17 protein-coding genes, 1 tRNA gene and 1 pseudogene are annotated in these 16366 nt (G+C 69.6%); 6 read left to right on the forward strand and 13 right to left on the reverse strand.

The window, feature by feature from the left end; translation table 11 throughout:
- Positions 1-16 precede the first annotated feature (16 nt).
- Both SMIR_RS43050 and SMIR_RS43055 read right to left on the reverse strand, forming a co-directional pair.
- Positions 17-2086 (reverse strand): hypothetical protein, encoded by a 2070-nt coding sequence (locus SMIR_RS43050; RefSeq protein ID WP_212728882.1) that lies wholly within the window; start codon positions 2084-2086, stop codon positions 17-19.
- The gene (locus SMIR_RS43055; protein WP_200726538.1) at positions 2083-2751 is read right to left on the reverse strand and encodes a hypothetical protein; all 669 of its coding nucleotides are present in this window, start codon (positions 2749-2751) and stop codon (positions 2083-2085) included. The genes SMIR_RS43050 and SMIR_RS43055 overlap by 4 nt, the downstream gene beginning before the upstream one ends.
- 257 nt (positions 2752-3008) lie before the next feature.
- On the opposite strand from SMIR_RS43055, the gene SMIR_RS43060 reads away from it, so the two are divergent.
- The 3 genes from SMIR_RS43060 to SMIR_RS43070 all read left to right on the forward strand — a co-directional run bounded on the left by SMIR_RS43060 (position 3009) and on the right by SMIR_RS43070 (position 4348).
- Complete coding sequence (locus SMIR_RS43060) at positions 3009-3728, forward strand: DUF1889 family protein (protein ID WP_212728883.1); 720 nt, start codon at positions 3009-3011, stop codon at positions 3726-3728.
- A gap of 39 nt (positions 3729-3767) precedes the next feature.
- Positions 3768-4202 carry a hypothetical protein gene (locus tag SMIR_RS43065; protein ID WP_212728951.1) on the forward strand — a complete coding sequence of 145 codons (435 nt, stop codon included), beginning with the start codon at positions 3768-3770 and terminating at the stop codon, positions 4200-4202.
- Positions 4203-4273: 71 nt separating this feature from the next.
- A tRNA-Trp gene (locus SMIR_RS43070) sits at positions 4274-4348 on the forward strand.
- 46 nt (positions 4349-4394) lie between these two features.
- Here SMIR_RS43070 and SMIR_RS43075 read toward each other — a convergent pair.
- Both SMIR_RS43075 and SMIR_RS43080 read right to left on the reverse strand, forming a co-directional pair.
- Positions 4395-4720 (reverse strand): annotated as a pseudogene (locus SMIR_RS43075) (dTDP-4-dehydrorhamnose reductase); the annotation flags it as partial.
- Positions 4721-4974: 254 nt separating this feature from the next.
- The gene (locus SMIR_RS43080) at positions 4975-5994 is read right to left on the reverse strand and encodes a hypothetical protein (protein WP_212728884.1); all 1020 of its coding nucleotides are present in this window, start codon (positions 5992-5994) and stop codon (positions 4975-4977) included.
- Positions 5995-6240: 246 nt separating this feature from the next.
- On the opposite strand from SMIR_RS43080, the gene SMIR_RS43085 reads away from it, so the two are divergent.
- Positions 6241-7044, forward strand: coding sequence for a GNAT family N-acetyltransferase (locus SMIR_RS43085; RefSeq protein WP_212728885.1), 804 nt, complete (start codon positions 6241-6243; stop codon positions 7042-7044).
- A gap of 37 nt (positions 7045-7081) precedes the next feature.
- Here the strand turns inward: SMIR_RS43085 and SMIR_RS43090 are convergent, their stop codons facing one another.
- Entirely contained in the window at positions 7082-8434 is a 1353-nt protein-coding gene (locus SMIR_RS43090) for a helix-turn-helix domain-containing protein (RefSeq protein WP_249938727.1), read from the reverse strand.
- A gap of 344 nt (positions 8435-8778) precedes the next feature.
- On the opposite strand from SMIR_RS43090, the gene SMIR_RS43095 reads away from it, so the two are divergent.
- Positions 8779-9618, forward strand: coding sequence for a hypothetical protein (locus SMIR_RS43095; protein WP_212728886.1), 840 nt, complete (start codon positions 8779-8781; stop codon positions 9616-9618).
- A gap of 220 nt (positions 9619-9838) precedes the next feature.
- Here the strand turns inward: SMIR_RS43095 and SMIR_RS43100 are convergent, their stop codons facing one another.
- The 4 genes from SMIR_RS43100 to SMIR_RS43115 form a co-directional block, all read right to left on the reverse strand.
- On the reverse strand, positions 9839-10291 hold the full coding sequence (locus tag SMIR_RS43100; protein ID WP_212728887.1) for a hypothetical protein: 453 nt from the start codon (positions 10289-10291) through the stop codon (positions 9839-9841).
- A gap of 56 nt (positions 10292-10347) precedes the next feature.
- Positions 10348-11571 (reverse strand): DUF4262 domain-containing protein, encoded by a 1224-nt coding sequence (locus SMIR_RS43105; protein WP_249938728.1) that lies wholly within the window; start codon positions 11569-11571, stop codon positions 10348-10350.
- Between the two features lie 43 nt (positions 11572-11614).
- The gene (locus tag SMIR_RS43110) at positions 11615-12088 is read right to left on the reverse strand and encodes a hypothetical protein (RefSeq protein ID WP_212728888.1); all 474 of its coding nucleotides are present in this window, start codon (positions 12086-12088) and stop codon (positions 11615-11617) included.
- Between the two features lie 533 nt (positions 12089-12621).
- Positions 12622-12840, reverse strand: coding sequence for a hypothetical protein (locus tag SMIR_RS43115; protein WP_249938729.1), 219 nt, complete (start codon positions 12838-12840; stop codon positions 12622-12624).
- A gap of 769 nt (positions 12841-13609) precedes the next feature.
- Between SMIR_RS43115 and SMIR_RS43120 the strand changes: the two genes are divergently transcribed.
- Positions 13610-14614, forward strand: a complete 1005-nt coding sequence (locus SMIR_RS43120; protein ID WP_249938730.1) for a transcriptional regulator — start codon at positions 13610-13612, stop codon at positions 14612-14614.
- Here the strand turns inward: SMIR_RS43120 and SMIR_RS43125 are convergent.
- The 4 genes from SMIR_RS43125 to SMIR_RS43140 all read right to left on the reverse strand — a co-directional run bounded on the left by SMIR_RS43125 (position 14561) and on the right by SMIR_RS43140 (position 16213).
- Positions 14561-14893, reverse strand: a complete 333-nt coding sequence (locus SMIR_RS43125) for a hypothetical protein (RefSeq protein ID WP_212728889.1) — start codon at positions 14891-14893, stop codon at positions 14561-14563. The two genes, SMIR_RS43120 and SMIR_RS43125, sit on opposite strands and share 54 nt — an antisense overlap.
- Positions 14894-14974: 81 nt before the next feature.
- Positions 14975-15250 (reverse strand): hypothetical protein, encoded by a 276-nt coding sequence (locus SMIR_RS43130; RefSeq protein ID WP_212728890.1) that lies wholly within the window; start codon positions 15248-15250, stop codon positions 14975-14977.
- Between the two features lie 152 nt (positions 15251-15402).
- Positions 15403-15633 carry a hypothetical protein gene (locus SMIR_RS43135; protein WP_212728891.1) on the reverse strand — a complete coding sequence of 77 codons (231 nt, stop codon included), beginning with the start codon at positions 15631-15633 and terminating at the stop codon, positions 15403-15405.
- Positions 15634-15922: 289 nt separating this feature from the next.
- A complete protein-coding gene (locus tag SMIR_RS43140) occupies positions 15923-16213 on the reverse strand; it encodes a hypothetical protein (protein ID WP_212728892.1) in 291 nt (96 codons plus the stop codon).
- Positions 16214-16366: the final 153 nt, after the last annotated feature.

Consider the following 16366-nt stretch of genomic DNA (forward strand, 5'->3'; position numbering starts at 1 on the left):
CGCCGAAACGGGGTGGTCACCACAGGCGTTCCCCGGCCGGCGCGAGGCGTAGCTGGTCTTCCGGAATGACCGAGGCCACCTCCTGGCCGCGGGCGGTTGCGACGACAACCTGGAGCCGTGGTGCCGTCTCGGTGAGCTGGACGAGCCCTTCCAGCATCAGCTCCAGGTCTCCGCGGTCGACTTCTTCGGCGCCGGGCGAGTCGATGATGAGCAGTCCCGGGTGCCTGCCGACGCCAGTACGGATGCCGTGCCGCAGGAGCGCGGTGGTGGTGACGATCTTCAACCGGAGCTGCTCGCCCTCGGTGAGCGATCCGTACGACTGATGCTGGCCGCCCTTCCACACCTTCAGGGTGGCGCTCGTGCCCAGTTCGACGTCTTCGAGCATCTCCAGCCCGAGCTGGCGGCCCATCGTGACGATGTCGGTCTGGACGGCTCGGATGACCTCCTTCAGGGCCTGGGTGCGGCGGGTGTGCGCAGCCTTCTCGGCAGCCTTGAGGATGTCTTGGTCCCGTTGGAGCGGCGCGAGTCCTGCCGGGTCGCCGAGGTCGTCGAAGCGTCCTCGACGTTCATCGAGGGCGCCCTTCAGCCGGGCGACCTCGAGCTCGGCTGCTCGGCGATCGCCCGTGGCCGGGCGGGCCAGCGCCTCCTGAAGGGCGTTCCGGGTCTGGCCGAGTGCGGCAGTGACTGCGGTCGCCCTGGCCTGCTTGTCGGCCAGCACGGTGGCCGCCGTCTCAACGGCCTGTTGGACCTGGGCGAGTGTCTGGCGCAGTTCCTGGTCGTCGTCGACGTCGTCGTCGTCGTCGTCGTCGTCGTCGACGTCGTCGAGGCCGTCTTCGTCGGCTGAGGTGCCGTCGTACTGCGTTGGGGACGGGTGCAGTTCGGAGGTACACAGGGAGCAGTGGCCTTCGTCTTCCCGGGCCCATTGGGTCTGGGTGACCTGGGCGTCGCAGCGGGGACACACCGTCGGTTTCAGGGTGTGGAAGAAGGCCTTGGCGAGGGCGGCTTCGTGCGCGGCGTGGACCAGAGCGGCCAGGTTCTGGCGCTGATGTTCGAGTTCGTCGTGCTGCGAGCGGGCTTCGGCGAGCTCGCGCTGCGCGGCGCCGGCCGCTTCGGTCGCCGCCGCGAGATCCTGGTACGCGCCGTTCAGGTCGGCGGCGCTCTGACCGAGGTCGGGAAGGGCGTCCAGCCGTTCCTGGGCTCGTTGGAGGCTGCGATCGAGTTCGTCGATTTTGCTCTTGCGCTCGTCTGCCTCGGCCTGCGCGCGGGCCCTGGCGGCGGACAGCTGCGCCGTGACGATCTTATGCGCGACCGAGGCGGACACCATCGTGGCGGCCCAGGGTGCTCCCAGAAAGAGCTCAAGGAGCCGGGTCGGCAGGGCGTTGCGGGCTTCGTTACCCAGGAGGTGGCCCAGGCCGGAGCGGTTGATGTGGAGGGCACTGGCGTACGCCGGCCAGGACAGTTCGCCGGTCAGGGGCGGTCCATCCACTCCTTCGGGGCGCTTCTGCTGGGTGCGCAGCGGCTCCAGACCGAGCCGGTCCAGCATGAAGGCGTCCATCAGCTCTTCGAAGGTGGCGGCGTTGTCGAAGGTCAGGAGCACCGCTCCGGTGTCCTTGGAGGCCACGGTCCCCGACGGCTTGCTGTTGCTGACGGTCATCTCGACGACGAGGGTCTCGTCGTCGAGGACGAACTCGGTGCGTACCCGGTGCAGCCAGCTCTGGACGTCGCGCTGGAGGGCACTGCGGCCGCGCAGGCACCACAGGATGATCTCCAGCACGCTGGACTTGCCGGCCTCGTTCTTGCCCGACGAAGCCAGGCACCACACTCCGGGCCCCATCTTCCAGTGGAAGTGAAAGGGCTCGCCCTCCTGGTCGTCGCCGCCATCGTGGTCACCGGCCGGAGCGGGGCGCACGCCCTCGAACTCCACCTCGGTGACGCTCAGCGAGTGCGGCCTGGGCAGGGCGGTCTGCGGACGCACGCCGTGCTCGGCGAGGACCGCCTTGACGTCGTCCAGCTCTCGGCCGGTCGCCTTCGCGATCTCCTCCAGCCACACCTCGACCGGGCCCGGGCCGCTGCTCGCTGTGGTCATGCCAGTCCCTCCTGGGCCAGCGCCTCGTCCAGGCGCTCGCGGACCCGCTCGGAGATACCGCCGATCATCCGGCGCACGGGTGTGGTGGCGTACTCGGGCTGCCCGTATTGCTGTTCCTTCAGCTGGGCTCCGGTCATCCCCTCGACCGCGGCCGCCACGTAGCCGGTCTGCTGGTCGTACCAGGCGAGGACCTCTTCGCTCTCGCGGAGCCGTTGGGCTTGGTCCGCGCCGGCCTGGAGGAGGAAGTAGTCCCTGCGGCGGACTCGTTCGTCGGACACTCGGCCTGCGCGCCGTACCGCGATGAGTCCCAGGTGGCGCAGCACGCTCAGGGCGTTGTCGAGAGCTTCGTAGGCTCCGTGGTCGTTGCGGAGCATCCGGTAGGTGTGCAGTTCCGGCTCGCGTTCTTCGAAGACGGCGCGGGCGTCGAGGAGCCGCTCCGCCGGCAGGCTGCCGTCCTGCCACCTGGTGATGATCAGGTTTGCGAGGTAGTCCGGGTTCCGTACGAGGAAGTCCAGCTTCTGCAGCTTGCGCTGGGACTGGATCGCCCGAACGGCTGTGTCGGGTACCTGCGGCCAGTCGGCGCAAGGTTCACCCAGCCGATCCAGGATGAACAGGACTCGTACCGCCGTCTGGCCTGTGGTCGGTGAAGGACTGACCGCGACCACCCCCTTGGACCTGCCCGAACGTCCAGGACCCTCACTGATTGCTGATCATCGGTCACTCACCATACAAGCGAACATCACCGAATTACCCCCGTGTGGCGCGATCGGCCCGGAAATCTCGATCGGCCGGAGGAGTGAACCCCGCGGTGTCGCCTGTGGTGTCGTATGCGCTTCATGGCGTAGGGCACTGGTTGACGGGACACCGACGTGCCGGTGCCAAGCTCGTACGTAGACAGACCGAGGGACGGAGCCCGATCGTGGTGAACGCCAGCAGTGCGCCTTTGTCCTACGTGCCGTGGTCCCCCGAGGAACCCGGCTGGACGACCGACCAGGCAGGCATCCGCGGCGCCGAATGGCTCATGGAACAACCGGGCCAGAAGCTGGTCTTGGTCCCCCAGCTGCAGAACTACCAGCAACACCCGATGGCCCAGCACGTACGGAACGCCGTCGTCGCCAAGCGCGGCGCCCTGTCGGGGTGGGACCGCGGCCCGGTACTGGCACCATGGCCAACCCGGGAGATCGTGGGCGATCTCGCCAGTGACCTCCGGGGCCGGGCGACAGCCATCTGCGTCATTCCATGGGGCACCGATCCCCTCCTGACCGCGTGGCTGCGCGCACGCCGTGCGGTGAGCGTGGTCGACGGCTCCGTACACCCCGAGGCGGACGAACCGCTGCTGGAGCCGGTGGTCGAGGCGGCGATGACCGAGCTGGGGCAGCACGTGAACCACGCCAACGCCCTCGCCAGCCACATCGACAAGGCGTTCGCCTTGCACACGCTGCTGAAACTGCACGAGGCGGGCTACCGGTGGGACGTCGACAAGCTGTGCGGCTGGGCGCTGGGTCATGGCTTCACCGGCGCAGAGGAAGACCGTCTACGGCAGTACGCCACCAAGGTGCTTGAGGGATCCACGTTCCGACCGCTTCCGACCGACCCCTTCTCCCCCGGTGCCGTTCAGCGATGGCAGGACCAGGCGTCTTAGCTGCACGCGGTGAGGTCTGGCGCGGTACCGTGTCGCGCCATGACGCTGAGGACCAGCAGGGACCTTATGGCCTGGCAGCCGCCCACCGGCTGGCGCGAGCTGAGCAGCGAACAGCGCCACGCCTACCTCGAGCGCCACGGCATACGGATCCCGCTGAGGCCGGCCGACTGGGAGCAGATGGATCACGACCGGCGCATGGGCTACCTCTCCTGGCACTCCCGGATCCTGAGCGACACCCCCGATGCGCGGGCGGCCAAGGAGCGCGAGTTCCGCAAGGACCTGCGAGCCTGGAACGTGCTGATGGGCTGGTGGATCCTGTGCCTCCTCGTCGGGCTGGGCATCGTCTGGGGAGCCGGCGCGGCCGGTGAAGGCATCGGGCTGCGCATCGGCATCACGCTCTTCGCGGGCGTGGGGTACACCATGGCGATCTTCATACCGATGCTGATCAGCAGGCCCTCCCCGCCCCGCACCTGATCCTTCGTCGGTGCTCGGCCCGAAATTCGGTGGCTGAGGGAACTACGGCCGTGCCAGGCTCCAGCCACCGAAGGGGCGTAGCTCAGCTCGGCCAGAGCAGCGGATTCCAAACCCGTGCGCCGCAGGTTCGAATCCTGCCGCCCCTGCGCGAACGGCAGCGCGTCCAGGTCCTCATGGGACCTGGCCGCTCGCTCATGAGCCGACGAACTGGGGCGTCACGCCAGTGCGCTGCAGGAACTGCCGAGCACCGCGCAGTGTGGTGCGCAGATTGCGCTGGGCCGCCCGCTGTCGAGGCGTACGTCGAGGGCGCCGGGAAGGGTGCTGCCGGCCCGCAGGCCCGTGGGCAACCGGGCGTCGTCGAGGCCGTCCCGCTTGGCGATAAGGATGCCGAGGTCGTGACGGCTCAGCGCGTCGGGCCCGCCGAGATGGTGCATGCCGGCCGCGTCGCACGAGGCCAACTCCAGCAGGGCGGCGGCCAGATCGGCGACGTGCACCGGGCAGCGGACGTCGTCGGTGAATCGATGAGCAGACCGACCTGACCATCCACGGCGTGATCCTCGCCGCCCACGCCGACGCTGCGGCCCTGCGCAATGCCGAACCTGGAGCAACTGGCCGCCAGCGATCCTCGGTCCGTGCCTCAGCGGGTCCTGACCGCCATCTTCGCCACTGCCCTCGCCGCCGATGAGATCGACGCCTGGTACGAGGCCTACTTCGAGGACTGACTGAGTCGGCGGCGGTTACGGTCATCGGTCGTGTCCCTCGCCTCTTACACCTACACGCCGTCACCGCCCGCCTCGTCGGCAACTTGGAGAGTTCCGTGGGCGCCGAACACGGTGTGGAACACCACCTGCCCGCTGTTGGACGCAGCGTCACTGAACCAGCGGCTGGAGCGCAGTGCCTGGGCGACGCATTCGGCCAGTGCGTCACCGACGGGCGCGACGGACGTATCGGGCGCCACCAGCTCGGGCAGGTCATCCAGGTCCATGCCGTACTGCTCAAGGTGTTGGATGAGCAGGTGGGCCAGGGCGCGAGAGGGGTCGCTGGTTTGGCGCTGCCCGTCGTCGGGGTCCATCAGCCCGGGGAAGACCACGGCGCGGGTGAAGAAGTCGCACAGGGCCCCGAACGCCTCCGGGTCCGGGTGGTGGCTGCGGTCGTCGCGTGCCGTGAGGGCCCACTGCAGGATGACGTCCACGTGCGCGCGCCGGGCCCGCTCCGCCGCGTCTGGCGTGCCGGCGTCACCGGACCCGAGGGCGGCGGCCCCGGCGGTGCCGTCGGCCTCCACGGGAAGCGGCGCCGTGACGGGCAGAACGTCACCCAGCTCGGCCTGCCACCGTTCGAATGTCGCGGCTTCCTCCTCGGCGCGCTGGTAGGCCGCGTCGTACTTGGCGTCGCCGAGGACTGCGGCAGACTCCGCCCACCTCGCGAGGATCGCAGCGTGCTCCCACCGGTCCTCGGACGCAGGAAGCTGGTCGCGGCGCCCGTCCATGAGGGCCGGCAGCAGCGCGGTGATCGCCGCCGGCGCCGCCAGTACTGGGATCGGTAACGCGACGAGCTTGTCACCGTCTCGCTCCTGGTACGCCCAGCCCGCGGACGAGTTCCACACCAGCTCCAGCCCGTCCGGCCACTCCTCGGCGGTCAGCTCCGCAGCCCCGCCGGTCCACGCCCACCGGGCCTCCGCCGTACCCCGCACCTCTCCCCGGCGGACCGCGAATTCTGCATCCGCGTAGCCGGCGCGCGCGAGAGCGCCCTCGATGATGCGCGGGTACCTCTTCCAGCCCCTGAACTGGTCCACGGTGCGACCTCTCCTGCTGCTCCGAAACGGCACTGCCTCTGTCCCGGGCAGACTGCCAGCCGCCACCGACAACGCCGCCGCCGGTAACCGAACGGGAACCGAAAGCACGAGCATTCGTACGGCTCCTTGTGCTGGGCCGACTCCACCGCAGGGGCCAGCCCCGGAGCCGCTCACTCCCGTCACCCGCCCGTGCGTCTCCGTACGAAGCCGGCCCGCTCCGAGCCGCCGGCTGCCAAGGTGACATTCATGGAATCCGTCGACACCGCCCTGGACCGCCTCTGGCCCGCCGAGCTGCGCACCGACCATCTCTTCCTGCGGCCGGTCACCCACGAAGACGGACTCCTCGTGCACAAGCTGCTGACCGACGACCGGGTCCGCGCGCACCTCGGCGGTCCGGTCACGCAGGAGCGCGTCGCCGCCCGGCAGGCCGCCTACCCGACGACGGCCGGCGCGTGGACCGTCGTCCGCGTCGCCGACCAGCAACCGATCGGCCTGGTGACCATCGGCGCCGACCACAGGCGCGAGGGCCGCGCCGAAATCTCCTACCAGCTGCTCCCCTCCGCCTGGGGCGAAGGGCTGGGCAGGGAGGCCGTCGCCGCGGCCGTCAGCTGGTGGACGGACGCCGTCCCGGGCGGTGGCCCGCTGGTTGCGGTCACCCAGAAGGCCAACCTGGCCTCGTGCCGCATGCTGGAGTCGATCGGCATGATCGTCGTGGACGAGATCGACGAGCACGGTGCGCGCCAGTGCCTCTACACCCCCGCGGGCGACCAGGACGACAGCGATCTGCGCTGGGTCCGTCTGCTCGCCGAGCACCGGGACGCCGTCGAACGCCGACGAGGTGCCCAGGCACGCGCGACCGCGGCCGGCCAGGACCTCCCCGACGACCTCGCGGTGCTCACCCCCGAGGAGTTGGCCCGGCTGTGCCCCGCCCGTCACGGCGCCTACGGCCGAGTCTGCGCCCGCAGGGCCGATCACACGCCAGACCTTCACCTGGGCAGGGCGCAGGACGGCGCGTGGATCGCCTGGCTGACAACGGCTGGAGCTTCCTGACCGCTCGCCCCGGCGCGGCCAAGGAGCGCGTCGGCGCTCAGAACTCGCTGGCGCGCATGGGGACGAGTTCGGCGACCTCGAACTGGGTGGTCTCCGGGTGCAGTTCGAGGAAGCGGGCGATGACCTGGGGGTGAGCCTGGCCGACGAACAGGTCCAGCGCCACAGGGTCGAGGGGACCGTCGTCCAGCTGCAGGTACGTCATGGCCAGATGGGCGCCGTGATGCAGAGCGTCTTTCTCGGTGGGGTAGGTCCAGGTGCTCAGCCCGCGTCGCGGCTCGCTGCGGTGCAGCAGAACCCACGGTCCGCCGGCCGCCCCCTCAGGCGCGTTGGCCAGGGCCCGGCAGGTGCGGCACCACGACGCGTTCGCGGCGAGCCGCTCCGCTGAACCGGCCCCCCACACCGGTTCTGGCACGACGATGCGCGCGGCTGTCGGCCGTACGGGCAGGGTCTGCGGCTCCCGGGTGAGCAGTTCGGGGACCTGGTAGGCGGTGCGGGCGCGGCCTTTCCGGCCTGCCGGGAGCTGCCACAGAGCCCGCGGCCACGGCTCATCGAAGGTTACCGAGGGGCTGCTGCTGAACGGTCGGCCGAGGCCGGCCAAGTCCCTGTGGGACGGTTTCGGCTCCTCCCCGGGAGGCAGCGGCAGCAGCCAGCCGGCCGCGTCCTTCACCCAGCCCTGCCGGCAGCCGCCACACCAGTGCACGGCGGCAGCCTGCTCGGCGGGGCTGTCGTACCAGTCCGGCTCCTCCCGGCCCAGCCCTAGCCGCGTCATGGCGGTCGGCTTCTCGCACGGGCAGGACGCGAACCGGTACAGCTGCACATCGGGCTGCTCGTCGCGCGAAGCGTGCAGCCACGCCCGGTGGACACCCAGCGCCTCTGCCAGCGCCTCCCGCTCACGTTCTCCGGGCCGGGACCGGCCCGCCGCCCAGTGCCCGATCTGGTGCGCGCCGACGCCGACGTCGCCGCCCAGGCCGACGGCTGTCTTCGCGGCCGCCTCTTGCAGCAGCCGCAGGCGTCGCGCGAAGGGAGCCAGCTCCAGCAGCGCCCACACCGGATGGTCACCACGGGGTTCGACGTACTCCAGATCGTCTTCCCACACCTCATGGAGCTCGTTGTAGGACGTGGCGTGCTCGGCCAACGTCTCGATCACCCACCCGCGCACCGCAGCGTCGTGTGCCCACTGCTCACCGGTAGCCTCACGCGCCGCCGCGTCCGCGTTCTCCTCCAGCACCAGCTCCTCGTGCATCGGGAACACCAACTCCTCGACGGCCAGCAGTGCCCGGGAGGCGACGACACGACGAGCAGGCTCCGGCACCGCGCCGTTCAGCACACCCGACAGCACGTCGACGGCCCGCACCACCAGCCGGTCCTGCTGCTTCCCCCACCTGCTCACCCTGGCCCCCCTCCCGCGGCCGCCGCGGCCCCGCACGTGCCACATCATCCCGACTACGACACGGACTCGGGCGACAACGACCGAAGTTCACCCACACCAGAGCAGACCCGCCTCACCTCTCGGCCGGCCACCAGCGCCCAGCGTCAGGCCCAGCACAGCCGCTGGCTACGCGGCCACATACGCGGTGCCCGCCGACCGCCTCGGCGCCGTCGCCGAACAGGCCGAACTCGCCCCCGCGCCCGCCCGACCCTGCGCCGTAGCAGCCGGACAACCAGCACGCATGCCGCACCCCAACACACTCGACTACGCTGCGCGTTGTCGTCAGGGCGAAGGAAGGGCGGGCTGTGGCCAAGCGGACGAGCGGCCCCGAGAAGAACCGCAAGGAGCCGATGTCCGGCGTCGCGCGCCGGCTGTGGGCGTTCTCCGGCAACGAGTGCGCCTGGGGCGACCCGCACTGCCCAACGCGGCTGGTCACGGATGAGGGCGCCTGGGTCGGCAAGATCGCCCACATCATCGGCGCTGAGCCCGGCAGCGCCCGGCACGAGGCATGGGACGGCCGGGACGTCGAACAGCTGAGGGACTTCGACAACCTGATGCTGCTGTGCGGGGTGCACCACGACCTGATCGACAGCAGCGTCACCCGGGACAACTACACCGTCGAGTACCTGCGCGCGGTCAAACAGAAGCATGAGGGCACGTACCGGTACACGGTCGACGACATCGAGGCCGAGTTCCGGGACACGGTCAACGGCTTCCTGGTGCGGCCCGCCACCACCATGCGCCGCTTCTTCGCCTGGGAGGACGCCGACCAGGATCCGTCGGACGAACAGGACGTCCTCGAACTGGTCAACCGCTTCGCGGGGCGTGTCGGCGGCCTCACGCGGATGGCCCGACAGGTCCTCGCCCTCGTGGTCCACGAGGAGACCACGGACTTCGAACTGGTGTTGCGGCGCTTCTCGGCGGACCGTACGACGCTGCTCAGCGTCGTACGCGAGCTCCAGAAGGCGGAGATGGTCTACCTCCACGACGAGGAATACGACGAGGACCGCGGACAACTGTCCCTGCTCGGTGGCGCTCTGGAGGGTGTCTCCGAGATGTGGGACGAGCTTCGGGGCTTCTGCCTCGACGAGAAGGTCGACCTGAAGGAGATCCTGGTGGATCTCGACTTCTCCCGCCTGGACTGAGCCGTCGGCGACTGTACGAACCGCCCCGGGAGTGACGGCCCCGGCCGTACTGCGTCCCGTCACGGGGACCGGGGCCTGTCCCGCACACTCCATTCCGGCACGGGCCACAGCGAGACTAATGGGTGAGCCGAGAGCTCCAATACGGCTCTCTGCGGGCTCGACTCACCGGCCGGGACGAAGTACCGCGCAACGGCGCGGCACCGGGACTCCCCTGGCGTGTTCATGCAGCCGGCCGCCGTACAGGACAGCTACCACGAGCGGCGCCACCGACTGCACCGTTCTCCCCATCCTGGACTCGGGCCGTGTCCGCCTCAGCGGGCCCAGCAGCGACACCGTAGAAGCCACCGAAAGCCTCGACCCCGCTCTTCCCCTCCAGCTGAGCAAGCAGCGCTGCCGCTGCCACGCCGCGAGCAAGCTCACTCGCCGTCCGGACCACACGGTTCTGCGCGCGTCCCGACCGAGGACGACCGTCGCTGAACTGCAGCACGTCACCGTTCTCGCCCAAGCTGCCGCCAGCGCGCTCGGCTTCACCACGTAGCCAGTTCTTGGCCTGCTCGCGAGAATGGCCCCATTGCCTGAGCTTGTACGCGATATCACTGCCGCACAGCGGAACAGCGAAATCCAGAAAGAGCCGCAGCTCCTCAATAGCATCCAGCGGTTCGGGCTGACGCATGAAAATACCCCCTAAAACTAAACGACAACGCAAGAATTTGAGAACCCCGAAACCGGCTAGAGAAGCGGTTGCGTTCCGGGCGAAAGCGAGCAAGAAGCATCAGTCGGGAAGACGCCGTCACGATCGGGCCACACGGCCTGCCAGTACGGCACAGCGGTATCCCGGCCATACACCGCCCGTAGCATCGCGAAGGGCTCCAAGGACTCCACGGGGCGCATGAGCAGCCGGAATCCGTTCGCGAGAAGCCCGTCCAGGACCTCACCGGCGACCGGACCAGACGATCCGGCGAACCGCTCGACGACGGAATGGAGCACGCCCTGCATCGCCCTGACGTCCAGGCCGGCCATCACGAACTCATGCCCCAAAGACTCGTGCAGACCGACGGTGTAGCAATAGGCGGCAGAACCCTCATCAGCAAGAACCGCCTGGACGGCGAACCCGTGCTCCGCGATAATCTCACGCAGTCGAGCAACGTACTCCGTCATGAAATCGGGCAGACACACACGGCAATCCGCGTCCCCGCAGGAATCGTAAGGTCGGCCCTCCGGCAAAACACTGGCCGCGACATCGGGTGTGAAATCCAGATCGCGAACAACCAACTGGGACCGGTCGTCCTCCTGATGGAACGACTCCAGAGCCGGAAGATCGATCAAACCCCACCGGCCCTGCGACAGGTCACCGCCCAGGCACGACCACCCGTAAGCCTCACCGCTCGCGTCATCGACCTCCACGACGTACCACTCGCCCCAGGCGGAGAAGTACCGGAGGCCGACCACCCTGTGCCCATGCGGCTCCAAGACCGTTGCCCACAGACCCGGGATCTCGGCCAGCACCGCCGGAGCCGGATAGAAGTCGTGGCCGCGCTCCCCGCGCCACACCTCAGGCGGCCGCGTCCCGACCGGAGCACCCCCCTGCACGGAACGCTCGGGCGCGGGCTGGGCACGGAAGACGACCTGCTCCACATCCGGGTGGTAGATCGAGGCCTCGTCGCCGTCCCAGCGCACCGTGTACGTCTCCAGGTCGCCGGGCAAGGCGCGCAGTTCGGGGACGGTCTCCATCGCCCGGAGGAAGAGGGCGATGAACACCTCCTCAGGGATCCCGGAATCGGCAGAAACGGTGGTTCGCTCCCAGGGGTGCCCGAGGAAGCGCATGCGGATGTCCGCCATGATCAGTTCTCCAGTGGTTCGTGGGTGGTGGAGGCCGGGGAGTGGCTTGCCGTTGTGCGCGTCGTTGATCCGGGCGATCGCGGAGCGGCGGCGCAGCGCCGCCGCATGCGTCACCGGCCAACCGGCCCCGACGGGGGGAAGGGGGGAAGAGCCCGGATCAGGAGTCGGACGACTGCTGCGCCCGGTACTCGCCCACCACGGCGAGCACCGCGATGCCGAGAAGGCCGGCCCCCTCGCCCGCCATCCAGTCGCCGAGCGTCGCTCCCGGGCTGTTGCTCAGCCGTTGGATGAGGTCGTGCACGCCGACATGCGGAACGCCCTCGACGTCGCAGCCAGCCTCGAAATGTCCGAACTGCGGGACGTGCGCGTGGTAGTGCCCGTCTGTGCTCCAGTGAGGGTCCTGCCACAGCTCGAACACGGCGCTCGGGGCGTCCTCCTCCAGTCGCGCGGCGACCTCTTCGCAGAGGCCCAGCGCGGCGTCCCGGGAGCGGTAGACCTGCCCTAGCGTGAGGACCTCGGCAGGACCACGCTCGTACTCGCCGCGGAGGCCGTGCTCCCGCATGAGGTCGAGAAGCGGAACGAGTTCGCCAGCGGGTGCCGAATGGATGCGGAGCTGCAGATCAGCAGACACGTTTCGTCCTAGGTTCGAGCGCCACGACGGGCGCGCACATAGAAGGGGGAGGGGGGAGGGGCAGGGCCGCGTGTTTCGGGAGCGGCAGAGGTGAAGCAGAGGGCCTTCGGCTGTTCGGCCATCGCCCTCGCACCTGCAGAGACCGGCGGCGCGAGGCGACGGCGAAGACCGGTTGACGGTGGCCGTCAGAGCCGCGATGTCTCACGCCGCCAGTCGCGCGTCTCAGCGCGGCGAACCAGACGCCGGAACCAGGGCCCTTTTTCGCCCTCGTCGCTGTACCGACCCGGCAGGATCTTGCTTCCCACGGAGCCGGTCCGAGCGTTCTTGACCTTGCGACGCCTCGCGGGACGCTTCTTTGCCCCGGTTCCCGGGACGGGGGTACTCATGTCGAGATCAACTCCGCATTCGCCCCGATGTCTCACGCGTGGTCGTTCCCGGCGCAGTCGGGGCAGTCGTCGGGACAGCGATTCAGGGATTCGGGCACAGCCCGAGAGGGTTGGAAGGTCAGCGACTGAGGCTGTTCAGCTCACGCTTCACTCCTCACTGACCACCACCCGCACGCCCGACATGCGGCACTCCTGGCCGCGCACGATGTGGCCGTCCAGCCGGCCGTTGATCAGGTCGACAACCGCTCCGCACCCCGCGGACGGACAGCGGACGGCCATCACCCGGCCCTCGTCGTCGAGGAGGGGCATCTCGTGGGCGACAGCCATCGCGGTCTGCTCGCCCTTCAGGCGTACGGAGAAGGTCACCGCTCGCCCGGCCCGTATGTCATCGAGACACGACTGGCACAGGGGCTGCTTGCGGGCTCTGGCTGTGGCCGCTGGTGAAGGGGTCGCACGGTGGCCGTCAGGAGAGGCGCCGGGCGGCAAGCCCGTCTCGGGGTCGATCAAGAGGCTCGGGGCGGTGTGGCGTTCCAGCTCGTGAAACATGGTCGGGCGGCCGCAACAGGGGCATTTCATCAAATAGAACAACGCGAGCTCTCAGGATCGTCGGAGTGGGTGGGCGCGGACTGCCCCTGCGGGAAGGGCTGTCCTGCGGTGACTTGGGGCTGTCACGGGGAGATGCAGCCGGTGACCCCGGTCGGGTCGACTTCCTCGACGAGGCCGCGGGCGGCGGCCTGTTGGTCGGGTGGCTTGTCGGCGGGTTCTGCGGTTCCCCCGCCCCCGCGAGAACCACAATACACATGGAAACGGTAAAACGCAACAGTCGAGATTCTCGACCCCCATGCAAGGCACGGCCAGCCTCAACCTGAACGAGAGCGGGGGGCCGTCCGCCTCGGGACCCGGCCCCCCGGGCATGTGCCGGAGAGCATCAGGGACCGTCCGGTCGCCGCCGTCCCTATGCCGCGCCGCGCGAGTGCCCGTTACCCATGCGGCGCGCCGGGCCTCCGCGCCCACATCCGCCCGCCCAGACACCGGAGCGCCAGAGCAGAAAGGGGCGCGCGGAGCCGGCAGATGTGCGCCCTGCCCGAGACCCGGCCAGGCCCGTACCGTCGCAAGAACGGCCGAAGACCCCGGCATGACGCCCGGAACAGCGGTCGAGGAGGACGGTGGCATGGTGATGGAGCGCAGGAGGGTACTGAGCGCCGGGCTTTGCGCGGCGGCACTATGGGCGGGCGACACGACACCGGCACTCGCCAGCGGACTCAGCCAGCGCCTGGCGGACAGGGAACTCCCGGCCGCGCGCAGGTTGTTCGCCACAGGCAGGTACGACCGGCTGCACCAGGTGCTCCCTGGGATGGTGACCCGCGCGAGCGAGAGCGAACGAACGGGCCCGGTCGGCGCCAGCCGGGCGGCAGGGGTATGGGTGCTCGCCTCTCAACTAGCAGTCAAGGAAGGCGACGTAGACACGGCGGCCGCCTTCGCAGCCCGAGCCGGAACGGCGGCCCGCCGCTCGGGCCACCCGGTCCTCCTCGCGGCCGCCGCGCGCGCGGCGGCGACACCGCTGCGCCGAACGGGCCGCCCGGATAGCGCCCTGCAGCTGCTCCAGGAAGCACACGATGAGCTGAACGCCGGCCCCCGACCGTCCGCGGTCGTCCTGGACGCATCCGGCATGGTGGCCCTGACCGCCGCGTACACCGCCGCCCAGGCCCGCATGCCCTCCGCTGCCGAGCAGTTCGCGTCCCTGGCCGAACAGACCGCGGCCCGCCTCCTCCACGACCGGGGGCGAGTGCCAGCGGACGGGGAGCTGTCGCCGACGCAGTGCATGCTGTACCGGGTCGGGATCCACCAGAAGCTCGGCGACATCGACCGCGCCCTGGCGTACGCCGCGGGCCTGGAGCCAGCCGTGCTGCCCACGCCGGAGCGCCGAGCCCGCGCGGCGACCGACACCGCCCGCGCCCTGCTGGCCGCTGACGACGTGCCATCCGCATTCGTCCAGCTACAACTCGTGGAGCGTGCCGCACCGCTGGAGGCCCGCCGCCCCTCGGTGCGCGCGCTGACTGCCGAGGTCGCCGCGCGCCGGCCGGACCTACCGGGCCTCACCGCCTTCGCCCGCCGCACCGCCCTGCGCGTCGCCCTCTGACCGCTCCGCCGACCGAATCCCCACCGCCCCTTCCTCGTACAGCTTGATCAGGGTCGAGCACACCGTGCACTCTGTTGCCGGGAACTCCTCCAGTTCCGAATGGACGCGGCAGTTGCCAGCCGCATCGACCGGCCACCCGTGGCGGTGTTCCAACCAGTCGTTGTAGTCCATGCCAGTCAGCCCGAGGAACTCGTACTGCTCAGTCGGCTGCGCCTCCCACTGTTCGCGCAGCGAGTCCATGAACTCCTGACGATTCACTGTGCTGCTGTCCTGGAACACCTGTTCTCCTCTCATTCGCTTGCGGACACCACGTCCGCATGGACTCCGAGCCGGAAGCCGAGCCCGGCGTGCTGGGCGTCGTCAGCCCAGGTAGTAGGTGTGTGTCGGGCGAAAGGTCGGGTAGAGCAGCTCGAACCAGCCCGGCCCCCGAGGATCGTCGAAGGCGAGCAACGCCGGGTCTTCCAAGGTGCAGCAGCCACACTTCGGATCCATCCACGTGATCGCGAGGTGGGGAAAATCGACCGACATCTCGCGGATGGCCTCATCCCACGCTCTCTTGTCCTCGTCGCGCCAGTCGTGCTGAGCCCCGTCCATGTAGACCCGGTCCAGGCGCTCGGCCCATTCGTCGAATGTCATTCCTGCGGCCTCTCGGTCCTTGTGGTGCTGTGAGTGGCCCGGTCCAGCCCCGGCTAGAAGGGGTGCGGGAGCCGATGTCGGGCCCGGTAGGTCAGGCAGTTTTGCCTTGGTTAGAGGGCGGTGGTGCTCCTGGGGGGTGAAGGCCAGCCGGGTCAGTTCAGTACGCGGAACTTGCGCCAGTCGGCCCACTCGATCCAGGTCGGCCATTGCGGAACGAGTCCGTCAAGGAGGCGTGTGGCGCCGTTGCGCTGCTCAAAGTCGAGGAGTCGCACACGTCGGGTGGCGGTGTAGAGCACGGTCTGAGAGTCGGCCATGACCGAATCGTCGACCTCGACCAACATTCCGATGTGCTCCGCCGACAGGGCGGCAAGGGTTGTGCCCATCTCAGGTGCTGCTCCTTGGTGTTGGGTCCGGCCCGGGACCCCTGTGGAGGGCCGGGGCCGGGCCGGGGGTGGGCGCGGACGGTCGTGGGGGTGGGCGCCGTCCTGCCCTGGTCTAGGTGTTCTCGCGGGCTCTACGGCGCGTAGGCCGGCGGCCTTGGGGCGTCGGCCGGATGAGGGCCGCGTACTGATCCGGTGGCCCCTGGGGGTTCCCGGGCGGCCCCGGGTGGGGGTGTTGCGGGCCGCCGGTGGTGGGTGGGGGTGGGGGCCTAGTAGCCGTTCAGCTTCTTGCTCAGGTGGGCCCGCCACCCGCTGCTGCCCCGGGTGCACGCTCCGGCATCCCGGTCTCCCTGAGCCGGACGATGCGGGTGTAGCTGACGGTGGAGCGGTAGTTCTCCATGCCGTCCTTGATCTTGAACTTTCGGCCGTCCGAAGTGTGGATCAGCTCCCGGCCGATCTTGGCCACGGTGACCATCGTGTAGCCCCAGTGGACCTGGCACGTCTCGTACTGGGCGACCTGGTCACCGACCTTGATGCCCTGGAGCCGCGGATCCGGGGCCCGCACTGCCTCGCTGAAGTCCATGTAGGTTTCTCGCTCTTGATCTCGCCCTGGGCCGCCGCGCCCTAGCTAAGGCGCTCGGTGTGGGAGGGGCTGGGCCCGGGCTCCGTGGGGGCCTGTGGGGGGTTGGGGTCGCCCGGCCGTGTCCTGGGGGGTTAGGCGGTCTTGTAGCCGTTG

This window comes from Streptomyces mirabilis, assembly GCF_018310535.1.
Lineage (GTDB): Bacteria > Actinomycetota > Actinomycetes > Streptomycetales > Streptomycetaceae > Streptomyces.